Source organism: Streptomyces sp. NPDC045470 (genome assembly GCF_040646595.1).
GTDB lineage: Bacteria > Actinomycetota > Actinomycetes > Streptomycetales > Streptomycetaceae > Streptomyces.
The window spans coordinates 20,457-45,824 of record NZ_JBEZAN010000002.1 but is presented as its reverse complement, the minus strand read 5'-3'; the positions used below and the strand labels follow the sequence as shown (position 1 = coordinate 45,824).

The window sequence follows — 25,368 nt, the reverse complement described above, 5'->3', positions numbered from 1 at the left end:
TCCGAGTGCCGGGCCCTGTCGTGTGCCGTGGTGCTCCTGCGCGCGCCGTGGTGCTACTGCGGCGGGGGCTGCTGCGTCCACCCCGGCTGGAGGCCGGGCTGTCCGGGCGCCTGCGGGGCGTCCGGGGGCTGCTGCCAGCCCTGGGGCGGCTGCCCCTGCTGCTGGGGCTGCTGGGTCCAGCCGCCCTGTTGCGGCGGGTACCCGGCGGGCTGCTGGCCCGGGGCCTCCTGGCCCGGCTGCTGCGGGTACGCCTGCTGGCCGTACTGCTGCTGCCCGTACTGCTGCTGGGCGTTCGGGTCGCCCGGCTGCATCTGCTGCTGGGCGGGGTCCTGCCAAGCGCCCTGCGCCTGCTGGGTCCGGGAGAAGTCCTCGGCCACCAGCGCGGACAGGTTGAAGTACGCCTCGCGGGTCTTGGGCCGCATCATGTCCAGGTCGACCTCGGCACCGGCGGCCAGATGCTCGTCGAACGGGACCACGACCACACCGCGGCACCGCGTCTCGAAGTGCGACACGATGTCGTCGATCTTGATCATCTTGCCGGTCTCGCGGACCCCGGAGATCACCGTGATACCGCGCTGCACGAGGTCGGCGTAGCCGTGCGCGGACAGCCAGTCCAGCGTGGTGCTGGCGCTGGACGCACCGTCCACCGACGGCGTGGAGATGATGATCAACTGGTCGGCGAGGTCCAGCACACCGCGCATCGCGCTGTAGAGCAGGCCCGTGCCCGAGTCGGTGAGGATGATCGGGTACTGCTTGCCGAGCACGTCGATCGCGCGCCGGTAGTCGTCGTCGTTGAACGTCGTCGAGACGGCCGGGTCCACGTCGTTGGCGAGGATCTCCAGACCGGACGGCGCCTGCGAGGTGAACCGGCGGATGTCCATGTAGCTGTGCAGCTGCGGAATCGCCTGCACCAGGTCACGGATGGTGGCGCCGGTCTCGCGGCGCACCCGGCGGCCGAGCGTGCCGGCGTCCGGGTTCGCGTCGATCGCCAGGATCTTGTCCTGCCGCTCGGAGGCGAGCGTGGCACCCAGCGCGGTCGTCGTCGTGGTCTTGCCGACGCCGCCCTTGAGGCTGATGACCGCGATCCGGTAGCAGGACATCACCGGCGTACGGATCAGCTCCAGCTTGCGCTGACGCTCCTGCTCCTCCTTCTTCGCACCCAGCTTGAAACGTGAGGGCTGCGCGTTCGCGCCCGGCTTCTTCTTCTTGGGCTGGTTGCGGAGCAGCCGGTCGGAGGTCAGCTCGACGGCGGCGCTGTAGCCCAGGGGCGCGCCGGGGGCGGCCCGCTGCTGTTGCTGCTGCTGACCCGGCTGCGAGTACTGCGCGTAGTTGGCGGCGGCGTTCGGGTCGGCGCCCTGGACCGGGGTGGGGGCCTGCGGCTGCTGCGGGGCCTGCGGCTGCGCCTGCGGGGGCTGTTGAGCCTGCGGGTGCTGCGGCTGCTGGGGCTGGGGCTGCTGGGCCTGCGGCGGGACCTGCTGCTGGCCGTACCCGGGGTACTGCTGCTGTTGCTGCGCGGGTGCGGCCTGCTGCGGGTAGCCCTGGGGGGCCTGCGGGTAGCCGTAGCCACCCTGCTGCTGCGGATAGCCGTAAGCGGCCTGTTGCTGCGCTTGCTGCTGGGCCTGCTGCGGCGTCTGCTGCTGAGGCTGGGCCTGCTGCGGATACCCGTAACCGCCCTGCGCCGCAGCGGCGTTGGGGTCGACGGGTGCCTGCTGCGGGGTCGGGGCGCCCTGCTGGGGATGCTGGTGCGGATACCCGTAAGCGGGCTGCGGGTAGCCGTAAGCGGCCTGCGGCTGGGCCTGCGGAGGAGCCGGCTGCTGGGGGTGGGCCTGCTGAGCCTGCTGGGGGTACTGCTGCGGATAGCCGGACTGCTGAGGGTACGGCTGCTGCTGCGGCTGCTGTTGTGCGTACGGCGGCTGCTGATCGGGCTGAGACTGGAGCTGCGCCTGCTGCTGGTACGGCTGTTGAGCCTGAGCTTGCGCCTGCGCCTGGGCCGTCTGCGGATCCGCAGGCTGGTACTCAGGAGGCAGCGGCGGGAGGTTCGCAGGCGCACCTGCCTGCTGCCCGGCGGCAGCGCCCCAAGGCGCGCCCTGCGGGGGAGTGCCGTGCTGCTGCGGTACCTGCTGCTGCATCTGCTGCGGTGCTGCCTGCTGCTGAGGCGGCAGCTCCTGCGGAATCTGCTGCTGGGGCAACTCCTGGGGAGCGCCCTGCTGCGGAGCTTCCTGCTGGACTACCTCCGGCTGCTGCTGCGCTTCCGGAGCGGGCTGCTGCAGCACGGGCGGTTGCGGCGCCGCGACGGGCGCTTCGGCCTCCGGCGCGGGCTGCGCCGGGGGAGCGGGAGCGGGAGCGGGGGCGGGTGCCTCGGCCGTGGCGGGGTCGCCGGGCCGGTCCGCTTCGTTGGCCCGCTGCTCGTCGGCGGCCGGTTCGGCCTCCACCGGGGCGGGCGCGGGGACCGGTTCGGGCTCCGGGTCGTCGCCCCACAGGGACGCCGACGGGTCGACACCGCTGCCGGCGCGTACGGTCCCGGACGCGGACGCCGCTGCCGTCGCGTCGGACTCCGCTGCCTCGGCGGGCGGTTCCGGCGCGGTCTCGGCCACGGGCGCGGGAGGCGGCACGGGAGCCGTCGGCTCCGGTGCGGGCGGCGCGGGCGTGACGGAGGCCGGGGCGGGGGCGACGGGCGCCGGTGCGACCGGCGGCGCGGTGGGCGCGGGCGCCGGAGCGGCGTCGGGAGCGCCCGCGTCGGGACGGAGCGTCGGGAACCCGGGAGGGGCGGCAGGCGGCATCGCCTCGCTCTGCGGGGCACCGTGGGCGGGAGCGGCCTGCGGACCGGTCCGGCCGGGGCCCGGCTGGGCCGGCCCGCTCGGCGGCGCACCGGTGGGCGGTGTGGAGGACGTGGCGGCGGGAGGTGTGGCCGGTGCGGCCGCGGCCGTACCGCCGCCGCTGGTGTCGTTGCTGGCGTACCAGGCCGGAGCCGCAAAATCGATCTTGAATTCACCCGTCAGATCGAACTCGGACTGGTCGTCGTCAGGATCGTTCCCGTCCGGACGGAAAGCCTCCTGCTCCCTCACTGTGCCTCCTGGTGTACTGCAACGCACCTGAACGGCAGGACCGGATACAGGCGGATCGATCGGATGTAGCGGACGTCGGACCACACCACCCCGGGTAGCGCCAACACTAACTGTCTCCATCCCCGTATCGGCAGCCGTCGGTGTGCTCCTGCGGCTCACGACACAGCCTAATCAACAGTCGGCCACGAACGGCAGTCGACGGCGTCTCGTCTTGGCACCCGGCGGCGCACCCGTGGGCGCGCCCGTGACCGCACCCGCGCGGGCCCGCGCCCCCCCGAGAGGTGTCCGCGAAGGCCCGCGCCGTACGTGACGCGCTGTGCGTACCGCGCCCGTACGTACCGTTCCGTCAGTCCATGCGCCGCGCGCCGCCGAGCAGATTCGTCTCCGCGTCGGTCGGCTGCGTCATCACGAACTGGTGGCTGTCGCGCGTGCACCAGAGCATCGCGTTGTCGCTGAGCGTCGGCAGCACGCCGCCGATCTGCGCCGGGAGCCGCATGATGCGCGTCACGACCTCGGCCTCCTCCGGCGACAGCCGCTGCAGGCAGACCAGGTCGGCGCGGGCCAGTAGCTGGGGCGACCGCGGGCCCAGGAAGGGCAGCACGGTCAGCGTGGTCTGCCAGGGGCCGGGCGCCAGCTGGTTGCGCGGCGGCCGCGCGCCCATGTCCCGTACGACCAGGACCGGGCTGGAGACCGACGGGCCCTGCGGCGCGATCTGCCGTACGTCGTGCACCGATACGCACTGCTGGCCGCCGCCCGCTGCCTGCGCCATCTGCGCCCAGGCCGGCGGCCGCGCGGTCTCGACCGCGACCCGCGCGCCGGTGGCGACCGTACGCAGCGACAGCACCTGCGCCAGCCACATGCTGCCCACCAGCACCACTTCGAGCGGGCTGGGCCGCAGCAGGTTCACCACCGCGGGCTGGTTCTGCGGGTCGATACCGATGACGACACCGTCCTCGGCGACCGGCAGCGTCAGCGAGCCGAGCGACTCCGGCGTCAGGACGTGCGGGCTGCGCCGCGGGCCCTTCAGGCCGAAGCCCGGCTGCGGGCGCGGCCCGGTGGACGCCGACTGCCGCTCGTCGGGCCGGGGCTCGTGCGAGAGCCGCCGCCCGCCGCCCGCGGGCGCGCCGCCGATGGGGGGATTGCGCCAGCCGTCGCTGCTCGGAGTGGCGCGGGGCTGGTAGGTGGGCGTCGCCATCAGCGGGTACCTCCGAGGGGGAGCGTGGCCAGAAGGCCGGGGAGCTGCTCACGGTCCAGCCGTACGAGCCCGACCTTCGCGGAGCCGGAACGACGCTCCAACTCGCCCTGCGCGGCGGTCAGTTCGTTCTCGCTGCGGGTCGAGAGGCGGACGTAGCCGGAGATGGCGGGCGCCCGGCCGCTGCCGTGCGCGGCGGTCAGCGAGAAGGTGCTGGCCATGGCCGGGGTGCTGCTCAGCAGCTGTACGACGTCCGCGAGCGGTGTGCCGCCCTGGCCCAGTTGGGGCCAGCGGCCGATCCAGTACGTGGTGTGCCAGCGGTCGTCGCAGCGCATCGCGCGGACCGTCTCCTGGGTGCGGCGCGCGGCACGGCCGTCGCGGCCCATCGCGCCGTTCGCGGCCCGCGGGCTGACGCACACCGCGGTGCCCACGGCGGCGACCACCTCGCGCTCGGCGAGCACCTTGGCCCGTACACCGTGCGCGGAGAGGCGGCTGACGAGCTGGTCGGCGGCGCGCAGCAGCGACCGCTTCGCGCCGTCGAGGCCGCCGCCGCGCGCCTCGATGGCCTCCGCGCACAGCTCCGGGTCCAGCTTCAGCGCGATCCAGGTGAGCTGGAGGGCGGGTGTCTTCGTCTGCGCCTGGAGCGGCGCGTAGGAGCGGGCGGCGACGGCCTGTTCGGGCAGGTGCGGGGCCGGGGCCGGCTGGGTGTACTGGACGAACTGCACCGATTCGAGGTGGATGTCCTCCACGTCCAGCGCGGTGTGCAGCACGTCCATCGGCAGCTGACGGCCGCCGCTCGCCGGGCGCAGCGGCTCGTCGCGGCCCTCCAACTGGACGATGGCGGTCAGGAACGTGCCGTCCCCGACGAAGCCGATCGCCCGCTGGTCGGAGTCGGTGTACTCGTACGTCCGCAGCGCCGGGTCGCACTCCACCAGCGGCGCGAAGGCCGGGTCGACGCCGCCGGAGCCCGCGGCCGAACCGCTCCGCTTGGCCCGGCGCTTCATCGCGCGCACCGTCGTGATCCACTCCGGCAGCGGGATGCGCCGGCGCCGGCCGAGGGCGAAGACGACGAGTACGGCCGCCAGCACCGCCGCGACGGTCAGGGCCACGGGGTGGATCGCCCATCCCACCAGTACCAGCGCCGCGGCGATTTCGATGATCGCGAGCTGTTGGACACGGACGCCGCCGATGCTTCCGGCCTGTGCGCGCAGCCGGGGTGCCACCGGTCCGGCCGGCCGGTCCGCGGTTCCGCGGTCTTGATTTCCTCCATTGCCCGGAGCTATACCGTTTTGGCCCGCATTTCCCGCGTAATGCGGCGCAACGGAAGGCTGTTGCTGTTGCTGCCGCCCATTGCGGCGTCGAGCCCTGGTGGCGCTGGACATCCCCCGGCCTGCTCCTCTACTGGTGGTGTGGCTCCGAGCATTGTGCCTCTGAGCGGTATGTCTTCCCGGCCTCAGTACCGTCGTCGAGACTGGTGCACCGGAAGGTGGCACCCGTACCGTACGGGTCGATCGACACACGGCATAGTAGAGGGCGCTGCGGCCCGAGTGCCGGGGGCGGTCCACGGTGGATCCGACAGGCGGGGAGAGAAAGCAACAATGGCATCACGTCGGGACGAGCTGAATGCGTATTCGTTCGCTCGAAAGCGGACGACTGCGGCATTTCTGAAGCCGCTGCCGAACGGCTCGATCGAGAGCGCGCCGCGGCCGCTCAAGGCGGTGCTCCCGAGCATCCTGCTCGGCCTGGTGGTGACCGTGGGCTTCGGCGCCTGTGGCATCCTCAAGCCGGTCGCCCCGAAGGGCTGGGACACGCCGGCGCAAAACGTCATCGTCGGCGACAAGTCCACCACCCGCTATGTCGTACTGAACAGCAAGGGCGAAAACGGCAGCAATCAGAAACTTCTCCACCCGATCCTCAACCTGGCCTCCGCCAAACTCCTTCTCGACCCGAAGAAGTTTCAGGTCGTAAAGGTGAAGGAAGAGGAACTCGACGGAAAGATTCCGCACGGCCCGGCCATCGGAATCCCGTACGCCCCCGACCGGCTGCCCACCGACAAGGAGGCCGGCACCCCCAAGGTGTGGGCGGTCTGCGACCGTCCCGGCAGCGGCGAGAACAGCAAGTCCCAGCAGGCCGTGTTCGTCCTCGGCGGCAAGGACAAGGCCAAGGTGCTCGACCACGGCAAGCTGGACCTGCACCAGGCGCTGTACGTCCAGGACCCGGACGGCGAGAAGTACCTGGTCGACGAGAACGGCGTGGCCTTCAGATTCGACGCCCTCGGCGGCAAGGCCCCCTCGCCGGCCGTCAAGGAGCAGCAGGACGACAAGCTGCGCCAGGTCATCTTCGGTGACGCGCAGCCGCAGCAGGTGACCTCCGAATGGATGAACACCCTCATCAAGAGTCAGATGCCGCTCACCATGCCCCGGGTGGAGAAGGCGGGCACCCGGGCGGCCGTCGAGGGCGTACCGAGCAACTACAGCGTCATCGGCAACGTCCTGCAGGCCGGTGACAGCCAGAAGTACGTGGTGACCGCAGACGGCCTGGAGAAGGTCACGAATTTCCAGGCCAAGCTGCTGCTGGAGGGGCCGAACGCGACCGCCGTCAAGAAGGGCGGCGAAAAGATGGACGTCATCAAGGTGTCCACCGACAGCATCACCCCCAAGCGTGACGACAAGGACCAGGTCGTCCAGTTCATGGGCAACTTCCCCGGCACGGCCCTGTGGCCCTCCGAGGCTGTCAGCATGGCCAACGCCGCGGCGACGCGGCGCAGCTCCGGCATCGGCGACTCCGGCAAGGGCGCGAGCGTGGCCTGCAGCGTCTACCACGGCACCAGCACGGAGTACGCGAACGGCGCGGGCAAGGCGCTCGGCTTCAGCGGCGCCGTGCCGAAGATGACCACCTGGGTCGGCAAGGACTACCCGGCCACCATCGCCTCCGGTTCGGCCTCCTACGTGACGCCCGGCAGCGGCCTGCTGTACCAGCAGGTGACGGGGAATGCCAAGGAGGGCACGCTCTTCCTGGTGACCGACACCGGTCTGCGGTATTCGGTGCCGCGCAGCAACGACAGCGCCACCAAGGCGGGCAATGCGGAGAAGGCGCGCGATCAGGCGCAGATCCACCTCGGATACGAGAGCGTACGCCCGCCGACGGTGGACAAGGCGTGGTCGCAGCTACTGTCGGAAGGGCCGCAGCTGGATGTCGAGAGCGCCAAGAAGCCACAGAGCTCCTGACCTCCTGACCCGCACTGTTCCTTCACATCCGAAGGAGCCGCTCCACCTTCCCGCTTGACCGAAACAAAGGCATCTGTCCGTTTCCATCGAATTGGCATTCGCGATCGGCCAGTTGCCTTTGTTGTGATCCCGTCACAACCGCCCACCCGCTGTTGGGAACAGGCGTATGGAGTGGTTAAAGTGGCGGAAGGCGTCAACAGAAGATGCCGACCGGGGGCTCACTTCACGTCAGTCCCCCGGCACGACGTACGAGTCTCATGGGGGACGTTGACTTATGGCTGGTCAGCAGTTCACAACCACTGAGGAGGAGATGGTCGCATTCAGCGGCCGTATCTCCTCCGTCAACCAGTCGATCCAGGGCGAGATCACTCGCCTGAACGGGGTCGTCGAGGGCATCACGTCCGGGTGGAAGGGCGCTGCCGCCACCTCGTACCACCAGCTGCAGACCCAGGTGAATGACGACGCCAAGCGCCTGAACCAGCTGCTGAACGAGATCAAGGAAGCGATCGACTCGACCACGAAGAACTACGTGGCCTCGGAAGAGGAGCAGGCTCAGACGATGTCCCACGTCTCCGCGCAGGCTTCGCCCTTCGGATGACGGGACCGCGCCGCACTCCGCGGCGCGCCCACTTCGCCGCAGCACACACCGGCCCACCGCCCCGGCGGACCGTGGGCCGGCCGGTCTGCTGCGGCATGTGAATCGATCTCAGCTCAACTCCCCGAGGAGACTTCATGTCCGGCCAGATCCTCGTCAATTTCGCGACGATCTCCCAGGCCGCCTCCGACGTGCGCGGAACGGCCAACAACATCCGTACCCAGCTCGACGACCTCGAGTCGGGTGTCAAGAAGATCGCCGCCAGCTGGGAAGGTGCCGCGCAGGAGGGCTACCAGGCCCGTCAGCGCGAGTGGGACCAGCGCGCGGCTTCCCTGCACTCGACCTTGGAAGCCATCGCCAAGGCCCTGGACCAGGCCGCTCAGAACTACCAGAGCACCGAGTCCAAGAACGCCAGCATCTGGGGCGGCTGATCCGTCCCCGTCCATCGCGACGGGAACGGACACGGCACAACGGCTGAGCAGCCACGAAGGCTCGCACAGTGGTGAATGAGGGCGGGCGCGCTGCACCAGTGCGCTCGCCCTCACGCAGTCCACCCGCTTCCTCCACCGCCTCCCCGGTTCCTCCCCCTCACCTTCCCGAATCCGCCACACACGGAGAGCAGACACCTCGTGGGATCTCGCGCCAATGGTCACCGGGCCGGCCACCGCCGACGCGCGGCGGTAGCACTGGCCGGTGCGGCCTCGGCCGTCGCCCTGTCCTGCGCGACGGCAGCGCCGGCGTTCGCGGACCCGAACGTGCCCCTGAACAGTGGCCAGTGCACGTTCGGCACCGACGACATCAAAGAGACCCCGTGGTCGCTGCAGCGCCTGCTCACCCGGCAGATGTGGGCCTACGGAGAAGGTACGGGCGTCAAGGTCGCCGTGATCGACACCGGCGTCGACTCCGGCAACGAGCAGCTGCGCGGCGCGATCAGCGGCGGCAAGAGCTACGTCGAGAAGGGCAAGCCCACCGAGGACCAGGTCGGCCACGGCACCAAGGTCGCCGGCATCATCGCCGCCCGTACGAAGGCCGGCTCCGGCTTCTACGGCCTCGCTCCCAAGGCGACCATCATCCCCTTCCAGCAGACGGACAAGGAAAAGGGCGGTACGGCCGCGAGTCTCGCCAAGGCGATAGACGACGCGGTCGCCGCGGGCGCCGACATCATCAACATCTCCCAGGGCACCAACGCGAACCCCGCGCTCCTCAGCGGCCTGCACGCCGCGGTGACCCGGGCCGAGGCCAAGGACGTCCTGATCGTCGCCTCGGCGGGCAACGGCGGCGCGAGCGGCGCCGAGCAGAGCATGTACCCGGCCGCCTTCGAGAACTCCAACGTGCTGGCCGTCGCCGCCTCCGACCGCAACAACGAGCGCGCCCCCTTCTCCCAGGCAGGCGCCTTCGTCGACATCGCCGCCCCCGGCGTGGACATGGTCTCCACCGTCCCCAACGGCGGCAACTGCGTCGACCAGGGCACCAGCTTCGCCGCTCCGTACGCCGCCGGCGCCGCGGCCCTCCTGATCGGCCGCAACAAGGCCGAGCACCAGCAGTGGAAGCCGCGCGAGATCATCTGGCACCTGGAGAAGACCGCCGAACGCGTCCGCAAGGACCGCGACCACAACATCGGCTGGGGCGTCGTCGACCCCGTAGCGGCCCTCAACGACAAGACCAAGCCGACCGGCGAACCCCGGCCGGACACCGACTCCGGCCGCGCCGACAACGGCGCCGACATCCAGGCGGCCGCCCTGACCATCGGCGAATCCACCGAGGAACGACAGGCCCGCATCGCCCTCTACATCATCGGCGGCGGCGCTCTGGCCGTCGCCACGGTCGTCGGCACCTCGATCGCCCTGCGCGACTGGCGCCGCAAGAACACCTTGAACACACGGGGAGGACATTAATGGGCAGCAGCGACGAGTACTACGTCGATCTCGAAGCGCTGGACACCGTCGGGCGCAAGCTCAACGGAGTGCTCAGGGCCATGACGGAGGCCAAGAGCAAGGCGGGACACAGCACGTTCCTTCCGGCCGGGACGCTCGGGACCGGATTCCAGGAAGAAGACGAACTGCGGCGGGCGCACGACAAGATGAAGTCGTTCATGGACGACCAGATTCTTAAGAAGCTCGCTGATCTCGTCGATGACCTGAGCCAGAAGACGGCAAAGACGAAGGACGCCTACCACGACCGCGAGTACGACGTACACAACGCGCTGAACCCCGGGGGTAAGTAACCATGTCGGAAAGCAATGGGGGAGTCACCACCGACAAGGGGTGCTTCTACGCGAAGCACGAGACCAAGTTCTACGAGCGCGACATGGATGAGCTCAAGGCCATGGTGGCGCACGCCAACCCCGGCAAGGTCAAAGAAATCGCCGTCAACTGGAAGTGGATCCACGACACTCTCGTGGGCGAAGACGGACGAGGCGGCCTGCGGAAGGAGTTCGACGACGCCGTCAAGGAAGTCCTCGAACACTGGGGCGGTAAGGCCGCCGAGGGATTCCGGCAGCGCGCGAACACGATCAGCCAGAACATCGGCAACTCGGCGCCGTACGCGTCCAACATGCACCACGTCATGGAAGGCGTCGGACACACGCTGGAGGAGTACAAGAAGAAGATCGACGCGATGGAGAAGCCCTCCGGTACGGAGAGCAACCTCGACGCCGCGGGCAACTACGCACTCAAAGTGGTGACCTTCGGTTCGAAGGGTGGACGCGACGACTCGAAGGCGATCCACGAACTCCAGCAGGGCAAGGACACCACGGACGTCCTCAACGGCAACTCGGGAGAGCTGTCGGAGGGCAAGGAGCGTCAGCTTCAGACTGCGGTCATGATGGAGTACTTGGGGTCGGCGTATCGATCCAATGCCAAGGCGATCGGAGACCCGCCGCTGGGCGGTGGTCGGGACCGCGAGGTCCCGGAGCGAGGCGACACACCTTCGCCGCCCCCCTTCGTACCGCTGCCCGACGGAGTGGTCAACCGGCCGAAGCCGTCTACCCCGAAGGGGTCTCTTCCCTCCTCGAAGGGGCCGGGGTACACCTCGCCCGGTGATCTGGAAGCTCCACGTCAGCGCGGCATTTCCGGCGGTGTCGGGAGCACGACCCCGCCCAAGACAACGACCCTTCCGCATGTGGGGACCGGACTCAACAGCCTTCCCGGAGGCGGCTCCGGTGGTGGAGGCCTCAACGGTGGCGGTGTCGGTGGCCTCAATGGTGGCGGGGGCCTGAGCGGTGCCGGTGGTGGCGGTCACTTGAGCGGTGGCGGCTCCGGAGCGACGGGCATCCCGGGTGGCGGTATGCCCGGTGGCACGGTGGCCGGCCGGTCGGGTACGGGCGGCGGCGGTGCCGCTGGTGCCGGATCCCGCAGCGGACGTGCCGGCGCACCCGGCATGGGAGGCGCAGCCGGCGCGGGTGGCGGAGCCAAGGGCGCCGCAGCCGGACGCGGAGGGGCGCTGGCCCGGCAGAAGGGCGGCGTCGTCGGAGGCACCGGTGGCAAGACCGGCGCCGGCGGGCAGGGCGGCTCGGGCCTGCACCGTAGCCGTGGTGGTACGCAGTCCGGTGCAGGCGGCGGCCGTCGCCCAATGGGCATGGCCGGTATGCCGGGTGCACACGGCGGCAAGGGCAAGGAAAAGGGCCCGAACGGCGAGCGTCCCGATTACCTCGTGGAAGATGAGGAGACCTGGACGCCCGAGCGTAATGTGGCGCCCAAGGTCATCGAGTAGGGCCGATCTGGCCCAGTAGCCGGCGGAACCAAGACGGGGCCCGCGGTCCTAGGGCTGTGGGCCCCGTCCTGCAGAGGAGAGGTGTACGGCATGAGCTTCACGCGAACGCTGCGTGCGGTGGGCGGCGCGGCGGTGGCGGGAGCGCTGCTCTTCGGCACCGCGCCAGATGCTTCGGCGGACGGGATCCGTAATGATCAGTGGGCTCTTCGCTCTCTTGATGCCGAGAAGGCGTGGCAGCAGTCCACTGGCAAGGGCATCACTGTCGCTGTGATCGACAGCGGTGTGAACGGCAGTCACCCGGACCTGAAAGGCAACGTCCTACCAGGTAAGAATTTCGCCTCAGGTGACCCTGCAGACCGAGAGACCAAGAACAATCACGGCACTTCGATGGCCTCGCTGATTGCCGGTCACGGGCACGGACCCGGAAACGCGCAGGGTGTCATGGGAATCGCCCCCGACGCCAAGATCTTGCCGCTCAAGCACTCGGACTCCGAGGGTGATACATACGGTTCCTCCTTTGCCGAGCCGCTGCGCTACGCAGTCGATCACGGGGCGAAGGTCGTCAATATGTCGATTGGTGGCATCGGTGACGGCACGGACGCCGATAACGCCGCCATTGCCTACGCCGTGCAACACGACGTCCTCTTGGTGGCCAGCTCGGGGAACGATGGCTCGGCAAACCCCAACTACCCAGCGGCCGCGCCGGGCGTCCTTGCTGTGGGAGCCGTGGGAGAGAACCGGAGAATCTGGGAAGACTCCAACTATGGCCCTCATGTTCTCCTGACAGCGCCCGGTGAAGTAATCCGATCCGCAGCCGCGACCAAGCCCTATCGGCTGGCGAGCGGTACCTCCGATGCTGCGGCCTACGTATCCGGTGCTGCCGCGCTGGTCCGCGCCAAGTTCCCTGACCTTACGGCGGGGCAGGTAGCTAACAGGCTGGTCAAGTCTGCGCAGATGCCGGCGGGGGGTTCAGCAGGTGAAGGCCCGGACGCTCATTATGGTTACGGCGTCGTCCGCCCATACGAAGCCCTGACTCAGAACATTCCCGCCGGCTCGAAGAGCGGCCCCTTGAAGGCGCCAACGGCCCAGGGGCAAGAGCAGCCTTCCAACGGCAATGTGAACCAGGACCGCTGGAAGGAAGAAGAAGACAACAGCAACACCAAGGCGGCCATTGGTATTGCGGCCTTCTCGCTCATTGTTCTGGCGATCATCACCACGATCGTCATCCTGGTGAAGAAGAGGAAGAAGAAGCGTAACGGCCCGCCCCCCGGTGGTGGTTACGGCGGTCCTGGCGGGCCGGGTTACTACCCGCCGCAGCAGCCCGGCCCCTACCAGCAGCAGGGTCCTTACCAGCAGCCCGGCCCCTACCAGCAGTCCGGCGCTCCCGGCGGCTATCCGCCGCCGGCGCCCCCCAACCAGCCTCCGGGCCAGTAGAAAACGTGTGAGCTTGGGCAGGCTCCGCCGCCGAATACTTCTTCGCGGGAGCCTTTTCCCACGGGTCCCACAGTCCTCGGGCTGTGGGACCCAACTTGTTTCAGGAGAGGTGTACGGCATGAGCTTCACGCGGACGTTGCGTGCGGTGAGCGGCGTGGCGATGGTAGGAGCGCTGCTCTTCGATATCGCGCCAGTCGCTTCGGCAGACCAGGTCAGAGCCGATCAGTGGGCGCTCGGCTACCTGAGTGCGAACAAGGCTTGGTCGCAGTCCACAGGGAAAGGCGTCACTGTCGCTGTCATCGACAACGGTGTGAACGGGAATCACCCGGACCTGACGGGAAACGTGCTGCCCGGAAAGAATTTTTCCGGCGGGGACCCGGCTGATCATGAAACCCGGAACAATCACGGTACGGGCATGGCTTCCCTCATCGCCGGCCACGGGCACGGAAGTGGCGGCAGTCAAGGAGTCAAAGGCCTGGCTCCCGATGCGAAGATTCTGCCCATCAAAATTTGGGACTCGGACGGCAACACCCTCACCAACAGCATGGCTGAACCGTTGCGGTATGCGGTAGACCGGGGCGCCAAGGTGGTGAACATGTCGTTCGCCGGTGTGGGATCACTCCGTGACGACGAGAAGCAGGCAGTCGCCTACGCCGCCTCCAAGGACGTTCTGCTGATCGCGGGATCGGGAAACGACAGGTCGGCGCACTATTACTACCCGGCTGCAGAGCCGGGTGTGTTGGCTGTTGGCGCGGTCGACCAGGAAGGGAAGATCTGGGAGGACTCGAATTACGGGCCGCACCTTCTCCTCAGCGCTCCGGGTAGGCAAATCCGTTCGGCCGCAGCCAGTCAGCCGTATCAGTACACCCGTGGGACGTCCGACGCGACTGCTTACGTGTCCGGTGCCGCAGCGCTGATCCGGTCGAAGTTCCCGGACCTGACGGCAGGGCAGGTGGCGAATCGGCTCACCAAGACCGCGCGGTTCCCGTCTACGGCTTCGGGCACGGCTCCGGACGCGTACTACGGGTACGGGATCATCCGTCCCTATGACGCTCTCACCAAGAACATCCCCGCCGGATCGAAGAACGGCCCGCTCAAGGCTCCTGAAGCCCAGGGGCAGGAGCAACCTCCCAACGGGAACGCGGACCAGGACCGCTGGAAGGAAGAAGAAGACAACAGCAACATCAAGGCGGCCATTGGTATTGCGGCCTTCTCGCTCATTGTTCTGGCGATCATCACCACGATCGTCATCCTGGTGAAGAAGAGGAAGAAGAAGCGTAACGGCCCGCCCCCCGGTGGCGGTTACGGCGGTCCTGGCGGGCCGGGTTACTACCCGCCGCAGCAGCCCGGCCCCTACCAGCAGCAGGGTCCTTACCAGCAGCCCGGCCCCTACCAGCAGTCCGGTGCCCCCGGCGGCTACCCGCCGCCGGCGCCCCCCAACCAGCCTCCGGGCCAGTAGAAAACGTGTGAGCTTGGGCAGGCTCCGCCGCCGAATACTTCTTCGCGGGAGCCTTTCCCCACGGGTCCCACAGTCCTCGGGCTGTGGGACCCTTCTTGCTTTTCAGAAACGGCACCGCGATGGCGGTGGCGTTCGGATCGGGTGCCGCCATCGACCTCGATGAGAAGAATGCGATCAGCTACGCCCTGCCGAAGGACGTTCTGCTCGTGGCTGCTACAGGAAATGCCGGCAGCTCTTCGCCTGAGTACCCCGATGCCGCACCAGGGTGCTGGCTGTCGGTGCGGTCGCGGCAGTAGCCGCGTCGCGCAACTACGAAGAGGGGCCCGCAGCTCGTTGTGGGCTCCACTCTGTGCGTACGAGGGAAGGGGGCGGCAAGGTTGTCAGCTGCGTGCACGTTGTTCGCTCGGATGAGTGGTGATTGATGTTGGTGTGGGTGTGTGCTGTTTGTTTCGGGTGTTGGTCTGGGGGTGACTGGTTCTTGGGGGTGGGTGTGCGGGAATGATTGTGTGGCGCTGTGGGGGTGGGTGGGTGGTTTTGGGTCGGAGGGGTTTGGCCGTGGCGCGGTAAAGGTTTCTTCGGATTGTCTGAGCGGTGGGGCGTCGGGGGGATGGAGGGTGATGGATCGGGCGTGCGAGCGGGGTGGGGCGGGTGCGTGCGGCGGACGGCTGTTTGCCGGTCCTGCGGTGGAGTGGAAGGCTCGCGGCACTTCACCAGGGGGCGGTGATTTCGCCGCCTCTTTCGCCGGCTGATTGTTCGAGTGGGGGCTGTGTGGTGGGCAGGGCATTCGATGTCGATACGGATGGGATCAGGCGTCAGGGCGGAGAGTTCGTCCACATCGGTGCGGAGTTCGGGAGCGCTTCGAAGCGGCTGCGGGACACGTTGCAGGGGTTGGGGTCGCCATGGCGGGGCGCTGAGTTCGCGGAGGCGTTCGCCATGGTGTACGAGCCGGTCCGGGACGGCATGTTCGCTTCCATGGATTCGCTCGGGAAGCGGATGGAGGGAATGGGGGAGAACCTCCAGGAAATGGCGAGGAGGTATGAGGCGGCTGAGGGGGAGGGCGTGCGGCTCGTCGGGCAGGTGTCGCGCTCGTACCCGACGTCTCGGGGGCTGTGATGGTGGCAGGCGTCCGGGGAGGAGGCGGCCGTGGCGCTGACGCTGCCTGGTGAGGTCGTATGGGTGCTCGATCTGCTCGGGTACCAGTGGCCCGAGGCCGACGAGGACAAGCTCATGGAGTGCGGGCGGGCCTGGCTGGACTTCGCGGCCCAGGTCGGACGGACCGACGGGCGGGGCGGATGCGCCGTACGGGAGGTCGTCGGCGGCAGTTCGGGCGAGGCGGTGCGCCGCTTCTTGGGTGAGTGGGAGGACTTCTCGGGCGGCCCGGGCTCCTACCTGACCGACGCGCGGATCGCGGCGCAGGTGATCGGTGTCGCGTTCGAGGTGGCGGCGGCCGCGGTATTCGCCGCGAAGGCCGAAGTCGTCGCGCAGCTCGTCGTGCTGGCCGTCGAACTCATCGCGGCGCAGGCCGCGGCGCCCTTCACCTTCGGACTCTCGGAGATCGGGGCCCTGGGGGTGACTCAGGCCACCCGCCTCATGGTGCGACGGCTCTTGGACACGCTGAAGCGGGAGGTCGTCGAAGCGGTCACCGAGGCGATGGCGGACGCCGCTCAGAAGGGCGTCAGGGAGATCGCTTCCGACTTCGTGAAGCACCAGGTCAAGGACTTCGCGACGGACTACGCGCGGAAGGCCGTCCGGGACGTCGTGGTCGATCCCGCCAAGGAGAAGGCCATCGACATCGTGACCGGGGCCGGGCAGAACATCGCCCAGCAGGGGATCGAGAGCCATTTCGGCGCCCGCGCCGGCATCGATCTGGGCGACACCGTGGACGGTGCCCAGGAGGAGTGCGCGAAGCAGTTCGGCACGGTGCGGGGCGGTGAGTTCACCGCCGGCGAGTACGTCGTCGGCGCACCGAGTGGCCCGGGGGAGAGGGCGGGGGGCTTGGCCGGTCTCCTCGACCCCGCGACTCATCGTGACCGGTTGCTCGACGGCGCTACGGAGGCGGGGACGAATGTCGCGGCGGTGAGGGCGAGGGAGGCCGTTCAGGTCGGGAGGGGAGGTGGTGGCGGAGACGGGGGTGGAGGAGGCGGAGGTGGAGAAGGAAGTGGAGGTGGTGGTGACGGTGGGGGGAAGCCCGGTGTCGCGGAGGACGTCCGGGCTGTTTTCGGGTGAGGCCCGCTGAAGCCTGAGGGCTCAGCGCGAAGGGCGTGTGGCGCGCCCACGCCCCGCAACCTCTCCCGCCACGCCCCGCAACCTTTCCCGCCACGCCCCGCAGCCTCCCCCGCCGCCGCGCCGAGGCCCGCACCCCGCACCCCGCACGCCTCAGGCCCTCACCCGAACACAGCCTGCACCGAATCCCTCGCGCCGTCGGTGACGCCCTGGTGGCGGGTCGCGGCGCCGCCCGTGCGGTGGTCCACGTGTTTCTGGGCCGCGTCGAGGCCGCGGTGGGTGAGGTCCTCCCGGGCGTGGTCGACGTAGGTCCGGGGGGCGGCCAGGCTCTGGGCACCTTCCTTGAGCCCGTCGACGTATTCGCCGGCCTTTTCCTTGCCGATGTCGGCGGTTTCACCCCAGTCCATGCCGTCACGGGCACCAAAATGATTCTCGATGCCCTGCTGGGCGACGTTCTGTCCCATTTCCGTGGCGGCTTCGGTGGCCTTCGCCTTGCCTTCTTCGACGACCTTGTCCTGGACGGTCTCCTTGACCGTGTCCTTGACCGTCTTCTTGGCACAGTCCATGGCCAACTGTCGGGCTTCCTTGGACACCGCCTTCTTGGCCAGCTCCTTGATGGCGTCCATCGTCGCGTGTTCCATGGCCTTGGTGACGGCCTGGACGACCTCTTGCTCGATCTTGTTCAGGATCTCGCGGACGGCGACGCGGGTGATTTGTGTGGCGCCTGCCGCACCCGCTTCGGACAGCCCGAACGTGAAGGGGGCGGCCGCCTGTGCGGCGATGAGTTCCACCGCGAGGACGACGAGTTGCGCGATAATGGCGATCTTGCCGGTGAGTACGGCGATGGCGGCCGCGTCGAAAGCCAGGGCGATGGTCTCGGCGGCGATCCGGGCGTCCCGCAGATAGTGGTCGGAACCGGAGCCGCCGGAGAAGGCGCCCCATTCCTTGGTGAATCCGTCGACGGCTTCGCCCGTGTTCGCCCCGAATACCTCGTTCGCCGCCGACGAGCCCTGGGAGGCCGCCTGTTCGACCTGTGCGGCGAAGGTGCGCCAGGTCTCGGCGCACTTGAAGAGCGCGTCCTCGTCGGCCTGCGGCCAGTCGTACCCGAGGAGCCCGAGGACCCAGGCGACCTCGCTCGGCAGTGTCAGTGACACAGTTGATCGTCCCCCGTGCGGTTGCAGCCGTGTGCGGCTGGAGTGATCGTGTTGACGGCCATGCGTACGGCCACGGGCGCGGCGATGCGTACGGCCATGGGCACGGCTGCGTAGGGCCGCGTCTATGGCCGCACGGACCGGCGGTATTTCTCAGACGGCGGGGCGGGAAACCGAGCTGACGACGTGGACGCCCTGTTCGTCGGAGGCCGTGTAGGTACGGGCCATGCCCTGGAGTTTGTCGCCGATGTCCTCGATGCGTTCGCCCAGCGAATCCATGGAGGTGAACATGCCGTCGCGGATCGGGGTGTAGATGACGTCGAAGGCCGCGCCGAAGTCGGCGTCCTCCCAGGGCTTTCCGAGGCCCTCCAGGTCGTCCTTGAGTTTCTTGGCGGCCTTGCCGAACTCCGTACCGATGTTCACGAACGCATGTCCCTGGGTGCGCAGCACCTCAGGATCCACGTCGAATGCCTTGCCCGCCATCACGACCCCCGTCATTGCCCTGTTATTCGCGCCTGGCGCGTTTGTCTCCCGACAGGCCCGGCGTGACCACTTTATGTGTTCTTAACGCAGGCATGTCAAGGCGGCTCCGCGTGGGCGGGCGCCGGGCCGGCGGCCCGCGTTCCCCGGGGGGGCAGGGACCGGGAAAAGGGTTCCAACGGGGCGCCGTCGCCAGGTCGTTGCCTGCCATATGGCTGCGTAATCCGCTCGAATGAAGCTCGAATTCGGGGGGATTGACCGTGCTGGGATGTTGGCGACGGCCGGAATGCGAGACGGGAGGGAGTGGTGCGGACGGGGAAAGAGGTGGTTAAGTTTTGGTACCTGCCCGGTCAAGAGGCCGCGCGCCCCGGGTGGCGTGCGTGCGCGTGGCGTACGACTGCCGAGCGGGCCGGCGCTGCCCTCCGCCTCAACACGGTCCTCGTCCCCCATATCAACACGGTCCTCGTCCCCCACCCCAGCACGCCCCTCGTCCCCCACAGCAACGCGGTCTCTCCATGCCAACGCAGCCCTTCTTCCGTCCGCGCCCGTCGCCCCTACGCATGCGCCCGTCGGCCCGGCTGCCGTCCTCGGCGGGCAGGGTCGTAGGTGCCGGTCTGGTCCTCGCCGGGCTCTTCTTCGGCGGGATGACCGCCAAGGACATGGGGTACGCGAACGGCCGCAAAGGTGACGCGGGCACACTCACCGTCCAGGACTGCCGCACGCAGTTCGACCGCGTCGGTTCGTCCCGCCACCGGTATGCGCCGCCCGTCGTCACCTGTACCGGTACCTTCCGGGACGACCGGGAGGGCCGCGGCCACCTGGACGACGGGGGCGGCCGGGAGGACGAGGGCGGCCGGGGCGGCGCCACGGTCGAGGACGCGACGGTGGAGACCGGCGCCAAGTTCGAGCCCGGCAAGCAGTTGGCGGTCCAGAAGACGGACCACGAATTCGTCATCATCGACGGGCAGTGGATCCGGCAGAGCCCGGCCATCGTCTGCGTCTCCGTGTGCGCGCTCGTGGCCGGAGTGTTCTGCCTGCTCACCGGCTTCGGCGCACGTCGTGGCCCGAAGTTCCGGAACGCCTGGCGCGGGGTACCCGGCGGTACGGCGGTCCGCGCCGTTCTGGCCGGTACCGGCTGCCTGGCCGCCCTCGGCGCGGGCGCGGTGCTGCTCATCGACGGGATCGTCTGATGCCGCCGCCGAGCGTGATCGGGCGGGCCGTCGGCCTCGTCCTGGTGGTATTGGGGGTGACGGTCTGCGCGATCTCGGTCCGAGGGGTGGCCCTCGCCGCCGGACACACCGGCACGCAGGGCACGTACACCGTCGAGAAGTGCAAGGAGCGGTACACGGTCGGCGGCAGCGGCCGTCACGGCAGCCGGACGATCAGCTGTGCGGGCACCTTCCGGGCCGATCGGGGCGTCGACGGTGCCCGCACGGTCAATCCCTTCGGGGCGTTCCACCCCGACACGGTGTACCCGGCGGGCGCCCGGGTCTCCGTACAGAGCGGCGACGACGGCACGTACGTGGCCACCGGCCGGAAGCAGGTGTGGGGCCGGGCCGCCGGGGTGTCCGTGTCCCTGTCGATGCTCGCGGCGGGTGCTTTCTGCCTGCTCACCGGCTTCGGCGCGCGCCGGGGACGGCCGTTCGGCGACGGCTGGGACGGGCTGCCCGGCGGGACGGTGCTGCGCCCGCTGCTGCTGTCCGTCACCGGGGTGGGCATCCTTGGTACAGCCGTCTTTCTCTTTTTGCAGCATTACGGGTGACGCTGCGGACCGCCTGGCCGGCCGGGCGGGTGCGCGCGGGCCGTAGGCTCGGCACATCGCGGAAGCACGTACACCCCCGTACGCGCGGCATGACCGGCATACCGACGCGTGCATCGTTCGTCCTGCACCTTCGCACGCCCCTGGAAAGGATCGCTGACCATGGCAGCACAGTCGGAACACACCAGGTCAGGCGCGTCCCATGCCTCCAGTGCGGGCGATGCGCCGGGTGTGGGGGACGAGGTGAAGCGCGGCCTGGGGCGGCTGATCGGGGTGGGCGTTCTGCTGGCCGCGCTGCTGCTGATCGCGATCGGCGTCTACGTGGGCCCGTACTCGGTGTGGGTGGACGGCAGCCCCGGCAAGATCACCGTGGAGGCGTGCGCCACGGACTACCACTACGCGAACAAGCAGCATTCGGGGAACCGTACGCGCGACATCCAGTGCTACGGCACGTTCCGGTCGGACGACGGCCGGACCAAGGACCTGAACGCCAGTGTCGACTCCTGGCACCGGTTCAAGGAGGGTGACCTGATCGAGGTACGCCAGGTGGGCCGCTCCAGCTACGTCCAGCACAGTTGGAACCGGCTGGCCAACGGCGTGCTGTGCCTCTGCGGCGGGCTGGTCGTCCTCGTCCTGGGCGTGCTCTGCACGGTGACCGGCTACCGCTTCCGGAGCGCCCCGACCTTCGACGACGCGTGGCGGTCGGTCGGCCCCGGCGTGCTGCGGACACTGATGGTCGGGCTGATGGCAGCGGGGCTGATCGGCGCGGTGCTGTCCGGCGCGGTGCTCTTCTTCACTTAGCCGGGAGCCGGGAGCCGGAGGCAAGAGCCGGAAGCCGCAAAGCAGGCAGCGAGGGCCGGAAGCCGGGGAGCGGCGGAGAAGACCGGCGGAGAGGAACGGCGGAGGCGAACACAGCCGTACGGGACCGAACGGCTGTCCCGTACCATTCCCGCTCATGGACGCACCCGCCGATGCCGCCGATGCCGATGAACCGTCCCCGACCGCCCGCCGCGTGAGCCTGACTCCTCGTCAGGCCCGGCAGGTCCGGATCGTTCTGGCCTCCGTGCTGATGGCCGCGATGGCGGCCGTGCTCGTGATCCGCCTCGCGAGCCGTACGTCGGTCCTGGTCGTGGGGGTGTACGGGGCCGCGCTGATCCTGTGCGGGGTCGTGATCGAGCTGAGCCGGAACGGGCGTACCCGGCTGGGCACCTGGCTGCTCGGCCTGGGCCTGGCGGCGGCCCTCGCCGCCGACTGGCTGCTGCTGCCCTGAGAGCCCCGCCGCGCCTCTCGCCTCCCACCCCGGCGGGTCCGCGCGCCCGGCGCCCGGCAGGGCTCAGGTCGTCAGAACAGCCCGTGCCACATCTGCTCGACGACCAGGGACCACCAGTTCTTGTCACTGTCCAGGGACCACGCGTCGATCGCGACCAGTTGTTCCTGGAAGGCGGCGACCGCCGCCCCTGCCGCGCGCGGGTCCATGCCCCGCATCCGCTGCCGAGTGGTCGTCAGCAGGGCCAGGGAGCGCAGGAACGCCGCGAGGGAGGCGTTGACGAACCGGCCGCCGCCCGAAGACGGCTGGACCGCCCACACCGCGCCGATCAGCGTCCGGCTCTCCTCCGGCGCCGTGCACTGGACGGTGACCAGGTAGGCGCCGTCCGTACCGATGCGGACATGGCCCGCCAGATGGCCGAGCGTCGCCTCGGAGGCCTCCGTGCCGATCGAGCGCAGCTGCGTCGCCGCGTCCGTGAACAGGCCGCCGGCCGGCGCCCGGCCCGCCTGGTCGGCGGTGAAGAAGTACGGCACCTCCACGGGCAGCCCGGCCCAGGTCAGCGTCTTCTTGGCGGCCTCGGGCAGCGCGGTGCCCGCGATGTCGTCGGCGTCCGGGCGGAACACCCCCTGCGGGCCGAAGACCTCGGCGAGCTGCTTGCCGAGCGCCACGTCCCGTACCGGTTCGGCCCGCGGCACGCTGTCGGGCGACGGGACCGGCAGCCGGTGCGGTCGCGGCGGCGGCTGCTGCCCCGAGAGCTGGTGCGTCATCTCGACGTGCCGCAGCAGTCCGGCGACGCCCTCGGCGCGCTCCTCGGGCGTCGCGCCGTACCCCGCGGTGCAGGAGAAACGGGCGTTGGGGAAGGCGCGGAAGACGAAGTTCCCGGTGTAGCCGCCGGGGAACAGCGCGGGACGCAGGTCGGTGTGGACCGCGCGTACGTCCTCGCCGCGGACGCCGATGCGCCGCAGTTCGTCGAAGAGCTGGTACTCGGCGGGCGGCAGGCCGGGGCGCGACACGCGCACCAGGTTCGTCTCGGCGCCGCTGGACGGGTCGTCGTACGTGGCGACGGCGGTGTTGCCGGGGCCGGTGACCGGCGGTCCGGCGGGCGTCGCCGCGGAGGTCCCGCTGCCCACATCGCTGCCCGTGCCACTGCCCGTGACGCTGCCCGCATCACCGTGCGCGCCGCTGCCCGTACCGCTGTCCGCGCCGTGCTTCTGGCGGTACATCCGGACGACCTCCTCGACCGGTACGGAAGGCCAGACGGTCAGCTCACCGCCGGCCCGGTCGACGACGCCACAGGCGTTGCCCACCTCCGCCGGCGGCCGCCGCAGGCCGGTCGCCGGATCGACCTCGGGCGGCGGCGGAACCGCCCACACCACCCAGCCGAGCTCGAACTCCTCCATACCGACCTGGCGCCGCGGGCCCTGGTGCCCCTCGGGATTGAGCCAGCGGTCGGCGGTGGCCTGGGCCTGCGCCTGGGTGATCACGTGCGGTCTCCTTCGCGGCCGTGCGGACCGGCGGGGGTGTCGGCAGGGGGAGCAGGGGCGGGTACGGGGGCGGAGAGGGACACGGAGACGGGTGCGGAGGCGGGCGGGGGCGCGGGCAGCGGGATCTGCAACGCCTTGACGCCGCGCTCCGTGGCGACGACCAGGACGCCCTCGGGTGAAAGGTCGGCGTCCGTGAAGGGGACATCGCTGACGAGGGCGGCCACCACCTCCGTACGCTGCCGGTCCCACACCCGGACGTAGTCCGCGCCCTGGCTCAGCGTGAGCGGCGCCGCTGCCCGTACGTCCTCCGAGGGGTGCAGGACCTGTGCCGGGTCGGCGTCCACGAGCCCCGGGCCCAGCAGTTGGTGGACGAGCACGGCGGAGCCATCCGTCTCTCCGGTCCCGGTCGCAGAGCCGATCTTGGACTCGGCACCGGTTCCGGCGAAGACCGTACGGGAGCCCGGGGTGCCTTCGGGAACGACGAAGACGGCGACCGGCAGCGCGGCGACGACCGGGTCCGTACCGGCCGTATGCGTACTGGGCGGGGCCGTACCGATCGGGTCCGTACCGGCCGGGTCCGGACCGGCCACGCCCCCGGCGGCGGGAGTCCGCGGCAGGCTGCCGACCGTCACGCCGGTGACCCCGGGCAGCGGCACGCTCCACAGCGTGCGCCACGGCAGGCCGAGTCCGAGCGCGTGCACCGCGTCCGCGTACGGGCCGAGGCCGTCCTCGACGAAGGCCGTCTCCAGGAGCGCCGCACGCATGACGACGGACGCCTGGGACCGGGTGAGCAGCGGCGCCGTCCGCAGGTACGTACGGGCGGGAGCGCCCAGGGTCTCGTACGGCACGGCTTCGACCGCCGTACGCAGCGCGACCGGGTCGGCATGCGCGAACAGGCCCGGGTCGGTGAGCAGTTGCGGCAGCAGACCGGCGGCCAGCGTGTGCGCGGCGAGGTGGTCGCGGACGTACGGGTCGGCGCGGGACCAGTCCTGCTCCGGCACCGCCTCCAGGAGCGCCATGGCGATGCGAGTCTGCGCGTCGCGCGCGTCGGCCAGTCCGGCGCGAACCGCGTCCGCGACGCCGGGATGCACGAGGCGCAGCAGCTTACGGCCGGCACCGTCGGCATCCCCGGGGCCCCCGGCCGCTTCGACGAACGGCCCCGCCAGCAGCATCCCGTCCGCGATCTCCTCGGTCAGGTCGCGCCCGGCGACGGCGGACGCCAGCGGCCCCCACAGCCTGAGCGGCAGCCCGGCCCCTTCGGCGAGTGCCAGCGGCGCCAGTATCAGCCGCAACGTTCGCGGGTCGGCGCCCAGCCGCCGCGCGTGCAGGTCCAGCGCCTCGTCCACACTGCCCGGCAGGTGTGACCCGTCGGACGGGTCGAAGCCTTCCGGCCGCATCAGGACACACCGTACGGCGAGCCGCGCGGTCAGCCGGTTGCCGTCGGCGCGCTCCGCGACGGCCTCGGCGAGCGCCCGGCGCGCCCCGGGGTCTTCGGTGTACGGCAGGGCGGGGGCGCCGACCTCCGGGGCGAGCGACGTCTCCACCTGGTGGACGAGCCCTTCGGGGTCGGCCCAGCGCGGCTCGTCGAGGTCGATGATCTGTCCTTGGCCGGACGGCAGGGCCGCGATCACCTCGGCGGCGAGCGCCCGCGGCACGTCGGCGAGGAGCTGGACCGTGCCGGTCTCCGCGAGCGGTTTCAGCACGTCCCGTACGAGGCGCGCGGGCTCGTCGGCGGCCCGCACCGGGCCCGCCCGGTCGACGTCCGGCACGACGACCGTCACCGGGCCGGCAGCAGCGGCGAGTCCGGGGACGATGTCCGCGCCGCGGGTGGCGGCCAGGCCGAAGTGGTCGGCGAGGGTCCACAGGACCTGTCCGGCGGTGCGGCCCTCGGGGGCGGCCACGGCGGGGGCGGGCAGGTCGGGCGGTACGGTCGTCGGATCCAGGTCGTCCAGCGGCAGGCGCTTGCGGTGCTCCGGGTCGCACAGCATGAGGAAGCCGGCCACCAGGTGCGAACGCCCGCTGCCGGGGCTGCCGGTGAGCACGACTACCCGGGGGGCGCCGGGCCACTGCATCCGCCAGGCGGCGAGCGCACGCAGGACGGCGGTACGGCCGCCGATGTACGGATGCGGCGCATAACCCCCCGTACCGCCGCGCTCCTCGCCCGTGGCGTGCATGAATTCCTCGTCCCCCATGAATCCTTCGCCCTCCGCTTTCCGCTCTCCGCCTTCTGACTTCCGCTGTCCGCCTTCTGACGTCCGCTCTCCTCGACTTCTGGCTGATCCTACGATCCGGCACTGACACCGGCGCTGCTGCCCGCCGAA

22 protein-coding genes are annotated in these 25,368 nt (G+C 70.0%); 15 read left to right on the top strand and 7 right to left on the bottom strand.

The features are described 5' to 3' along the window. Positions 1-53 precede the first annotated feature (53 nt). The 3 genes from AB0A97_RS06530 to eccE all read right to left on the bottom strand — a co-directional run bounded on the left by AB0A97_RS06530 (position 54) and on the right by eccE (position 5,480). Positions 54-3,065: an SCO5717 family growth-regulating ATPase gene (locus tag AB0A97_RS06530; protein ID WP_361145445.1), complete on the bottom strand. Its 3,012-nt coding sequence runs from the start codon at positions 3,063-3,065 to the stop codon at positions 54-56. A 346-nt stretch (positions 3,066-3,411) separates the two neighbouring features. After that, positions 3,412-4,260 carry a hypothetical protein gene (locus AB0A97_RS06525; RefSeq protein WP_361145442.1) on the bottom strand — a complete coding sequence of 283 codons (849 nt, stop codon included), beginning with the start codon at positions 4,258-4,260 and terminating at the stop codon, positions 3,412-3,414. After that, complete coding sequence (gene eccE, locus AB0A97_RS06520) at positions 4,260-5,480, bottom strand: type VII secretion protein EccE (RefSeq protein ID WP_361145439.1); 1,221 nt, start codon at positions 5,478-5,480, stop codon at positions 4,260-4,262. The genes AB0A97_RS06525 and eccE overlap by 1 nt, the downstream gene beginning before the upstream one ends. Positions 5,481-5,855: 375 nt before the next feature. Between eccE and AB0A97_RS06515 the strand changes: the two genes are divergently transcribed. The 11 genes from AB0A97_RS06515 (at position 5,856) to AB0A97_RS06465 (ending at position 16,909) form a co-directional block, all read left to right on the top strand. Next, positions 5,856-7,484, top strand: a complete 1,629-nt coding sequence (locus AB0A97_RS06515; protein ID WP_361145437.1) for a type VII secretion protein EccB — start codon at positions 5,856-5,858, stop codon at positions 7,482-7,484. 274 nt (positions 7,485-7,758) lie between these two features. Continuing rightward, positions 7,759-8,082 carry a WXG100 family type VII secretion target gene (locus AB0A97_RS06510; protein ID WP_125053955.1) on the top strand — a complete coding sequence of 108 codons (324 nt, stop codon included), beginning with the start codon at positions 7,759-7,761 and terminating at the stop codon, positions 8,080-8,082. 134 nt (positions 8,083-8,216) lie between these two features. After that, complete coding sequence (locus AB0A97_RS06505; RefSeq protein ID WP_030024340.1) at positions 8,217-8,510, top strand: WXG100 family type VII secretion target; 294 nt, start codon at positions 8,217-8,219, stop codon at positions 8,508-8,510. Positions 8,511-8,834: 324 nt separating this feature from the next. After that, positions 8,835-9,974 carry a type VII secretion-associated serine protease mycosin gene (mycP, locus tag AB0A97_RS06500; RefSeq protein ID WP_361145433.1) on the top strand — a complete coding sequence of 380 codons (1,140 nt, stop codon included), beginning with the start codon at positions 8,835-8,837 and terminating at the stop codon, positions 9,972-9,974. Next, positions 9,974-10,303 carry a hypothetical protein gene (locus tag AB0A97_RS06495; protein WP_361145431.1) on the top strand — a complete coding sequence of 110 codons (330 nt, stop codon included), beginning with the start codon at positions 9,974-9,976 and terminating at the stop codon, positions 10,301-10,303. Before mycP (AB0A97_RS06500) ends, AB0A97_RS06495 begins: the two co-directional genes overlap by 1 nt. Before the next feature lie 2 nt (positions 10,304-10,305). Continuing rightward, complete coding sequence (locus AB0A97_RS06490) at positions 10,306-11,790, top strand: hypothetical protein (protein ID WP_361145428.1); 1,485 nt, start codon at positions 10,306-10,308, stop codon at positions 11,788-11,790. A 90-nt stretch (positions 11,791-11,880) separates the two neighbouring features. After that, positions 11,881-13,224: a type VII secretion-associated serine protease mycosin gene (gene mycP / locus AB0A97_RS06485; RefSeq protein WP_361145425.1), complete on the top strand. Its 1,344-nt coding sequence runs from the start codon at positions 11,881-11,883 to the stop codon at positions 13,222-13,224. A gap of 118 nt (positions 13,225-13,342) precedes the next feature. Beyond that, positions 13,343-14,683 (top strand): type VII secretion-associated serine protease mycosin, encoded by a 1,341-nt coding sequence (gene mycP / locus AB0A97_RS06480; RefSeq protein ID WP_361145422.1) that lies wholly within the window; start codon positions 13,343-13,345, stop codon positions 14,681-14,683. Positions 14,684-14,778: 95 nt separating this feature from the next. Beyond that, on the top strand, positions 14,779-14,979 hold the full coding sequence (locus AB0A97_RS06475) for a hypothetical protein (RefSeq protein ID WP_361145419.1): 201 nt from the start codon (positions 14,779-14,781) through the stop codon (positions 14,977-14,979). Positions 14,980-15,454: 475 nt separating this feature from the next. Further along, a complete protein-coding gene (locus AB0A97_RS06470) occupies positions 15,455-15,796 on the top strand; it encodes a WXG100 family type VII secretion target (RefSeq protein WP_361145417.1) in 342 nt (113 codons plus the stop codon). Positions 15,797-15,826: 30 nt separating this feature from the next. After that, positions 15,827-16,909 (top strand): PE-PGRS family protein, encoded by a 1,083-nt coding sequence (locus AB0A97_RS06465; RefSeq protein ID WP_361145414.1) that lies wholly within the window; start codon positions 15,827-15,829, stop codon positions 16,907-16,909. 158 nt (positions 16,910-17,067) lie between these two features. Here the strand turns inward: AB0A97_RS06465 and AB0A97_RS06460 are convergent, their stop codons facing one another. Next, positions 17,068-18,060 carry a PE-PGRS family protein gene (locus AB0A97_RS06460; protein ID WP_361145411.1) on the bottom strand — a complete coding sequence of 331 codons (993 nt, stop codon included), beginning with the start codon at positions 18,058-18,060 and terminating at the stop codon, positions 17,068-17,070. A 150-nt stretch (positions 18,061-18,210) separates the two neighbouring features. After that, positions 18,211-18,555, bottom strand: coding sequence for a hypothetical protein (locus AB0A97_RS06455; RefSeq protein ID WP_361145408.1), 345 nt, complete (start codon positions 18,553-18,555; stop codon positions 18,211-18,213). Positions 18,556-19,052: 497 nt separating this feature from the next. On the opposite strand from AB0A97_RS06455, the gene AB0A97_RS06450 reads away from it, so the two are divergent. The 4 genes from AB0A97_RS06450 (at position 19,053) to AB0A97_RS06435 (ending at position 21,566) form a co-directional block, all read left to right on the top strand. Beyond that, entirely contained in the window at positions 19,053-19,727 is a 675-nt protein-coding gene (locus tag AB0A97_RS06450; protein ID WP_361145405.1) for a hypothetical protein, read from the top strand. Next, entirely contained in the window at positions 19,727-20,299 is a 573-nt protein-coding gene (locus tag AB0A97_RS06445; RefSeq protein WP_361145402.1) for a hypothetical protein, read from the top strand. Before AB0A97_RS06450 ends, AB0A97_RS06445 begins: the two co-directional genes overlap by 1 nt. A 159-nt stretch (positions 20,300-20,458) precedes the next feature. Beyond that, positions 20,459-21,097: a hypothetical protein gene (locus AB0A97_RS06440; protein WP_361145399.1), complete on the top strand. Its 639-nt coding sequence runs from the start codon at positions 20,459-20,461 to the stop codon at positions 21,095-21,097. Between the two features lie 154 nt (positions 21,098-21,251). Then, complete coding sequence (locus AB0A97_RS06435; RefSeq protein WP_361145396.1) at positions 21,252-21,566, top strand: hypothetical protein; 315 nt, start codon at positions 21,252-21,254, stop codon at positions 21,564-21,566. Positions 21,567-21,637: 71 nt separating this feature from the next. Here AB0A97_RS06435 and AB0A97_RS06430 read toward each other — a convergent pair whose 3' ends face one another. Both AB0A97_RS06430 and AB0A97_RS06425 read right to left on the bottom strand, forming a co-directional pair. Beyond that, positions 21,638-23,047, bottom strand: a complete 1,410-nt coding sequence (locus AB0A97_RS06430; protein ID WP_361145393.1) for an SUKH-4 family immunity protein — start codon at positions 23,045-23,047, stop codon at positions 21,638-21,640. After that, positions 23,044-25,239, bottom strand: coding sequence for an ATP-binding protein (locus AB0A97_RS06425; RefSeq protein ID WP_361145391.1), 2,196 nt, complete (start codon positions 25,237-25,239; stop codon positions 23,044-23,046). Before AB0A97_RS06425 ends, AB0A97_RS06430 begins: the two co-directional genes overlap by 4 nt. Positions 25,240-25,368 lie beyond the last annotated feature (129 nt).

Coding starts and splice junctions, on each gene's coding strand:
- AB0A97_RS06525 (WP_361145442.1), bottom strand. CDS start 4,260: ATGGCGACGCCCACCTACCAGCCCCGCGCCACTCCGAGCAGCGACGGC.
- AB0A97_RS06515 (WP_361145437.1), top strand. CDS start 5,856: ATGGCATCACGTCGGGACGAGCTGAATGCGTATTCGTTCGCTCGAAAG.
- AB0A97_RS06510 (WP_125053955.1), top strand. CDS start 7,759: ATGGCTGGTCAGCAGTTCACAACCACTGAGGAGGAGATGGTCGCATTC.
- AB0A97_RS06505 (WP_030024340.1), top strand. CDS start 8,217: ATGTCCGGCCAGATCCTCGTCAATTTCGCGACGATCTCCCAGGCCGCC.
- AB0A97_RS06495 (WP_361145431.1), top strand. CDS start 9,974: ATGGGCAGCAGCGACGAGTACTACGTCGATCTCGAAGCGCTGGACACC.
- AB0A97_RS06490 (WP_361145428.1), top strand. CDS start 10,306: ATGTCGGAAAGCAATGGGGGAGTCACCACCGACAAGGGGTGCTTCTAC.
- mycP (WP_361145425.1), top strand. CDS start 11,881: ATGAGCTTCACGCGAACGCTGCGTGCGGTGGGCGGCGCGGCGGTGGCG.
- mycP (WP_361145422.1), top strand. CDS start 13,343: ATGAGCTTCACGCGGACGTTGCGTGCGGTGAGCGGCGTGGCGATGGTA.
- AB0A97_RS06455 (WP_361145408.1), bottom strand. CDS start 18,555: ATGACGGGGGTCGTGATGGCGGGCAAGGCATTCGACGTGGATCCTGAG.
- AB0A97_RS06450 (WP_361145405.1), top strand. CDS start 19,053: ATGCCAACGCAGCCCTTCTTCCGTCCGCGCCCGTCGCCCCTACGCATG.
- AB0A97_RS06445 (WP_361145402.1), top strand. CDS start 19,727: ATGCCGCCGCCGAGCGTGATCGGGCGGGCCGTCGGCCTCGTCCTGGTG.
- AB0A97_RS06440 (WP_361145399.1), top strand. CDS start 20,459: ATGGCAGCACAGTCGGAACACACCAGGTCAGGCGCGTCCCATGCCTCC.
- AB0A97_RS06435 (WP_361145396.1), top strand. CDS start 21,252: ATGGACGCACCCGCCGATGCCGCCGATGCCGATGAACCGTCCCCGACC.
- AB0A97_RS06425 (WP_361145391.1), bottom strand. CDS start 25,239: ATGGGGGACGAGGAATTCATGCACGCCACGGGCGAGGAGCGCGGCGGT.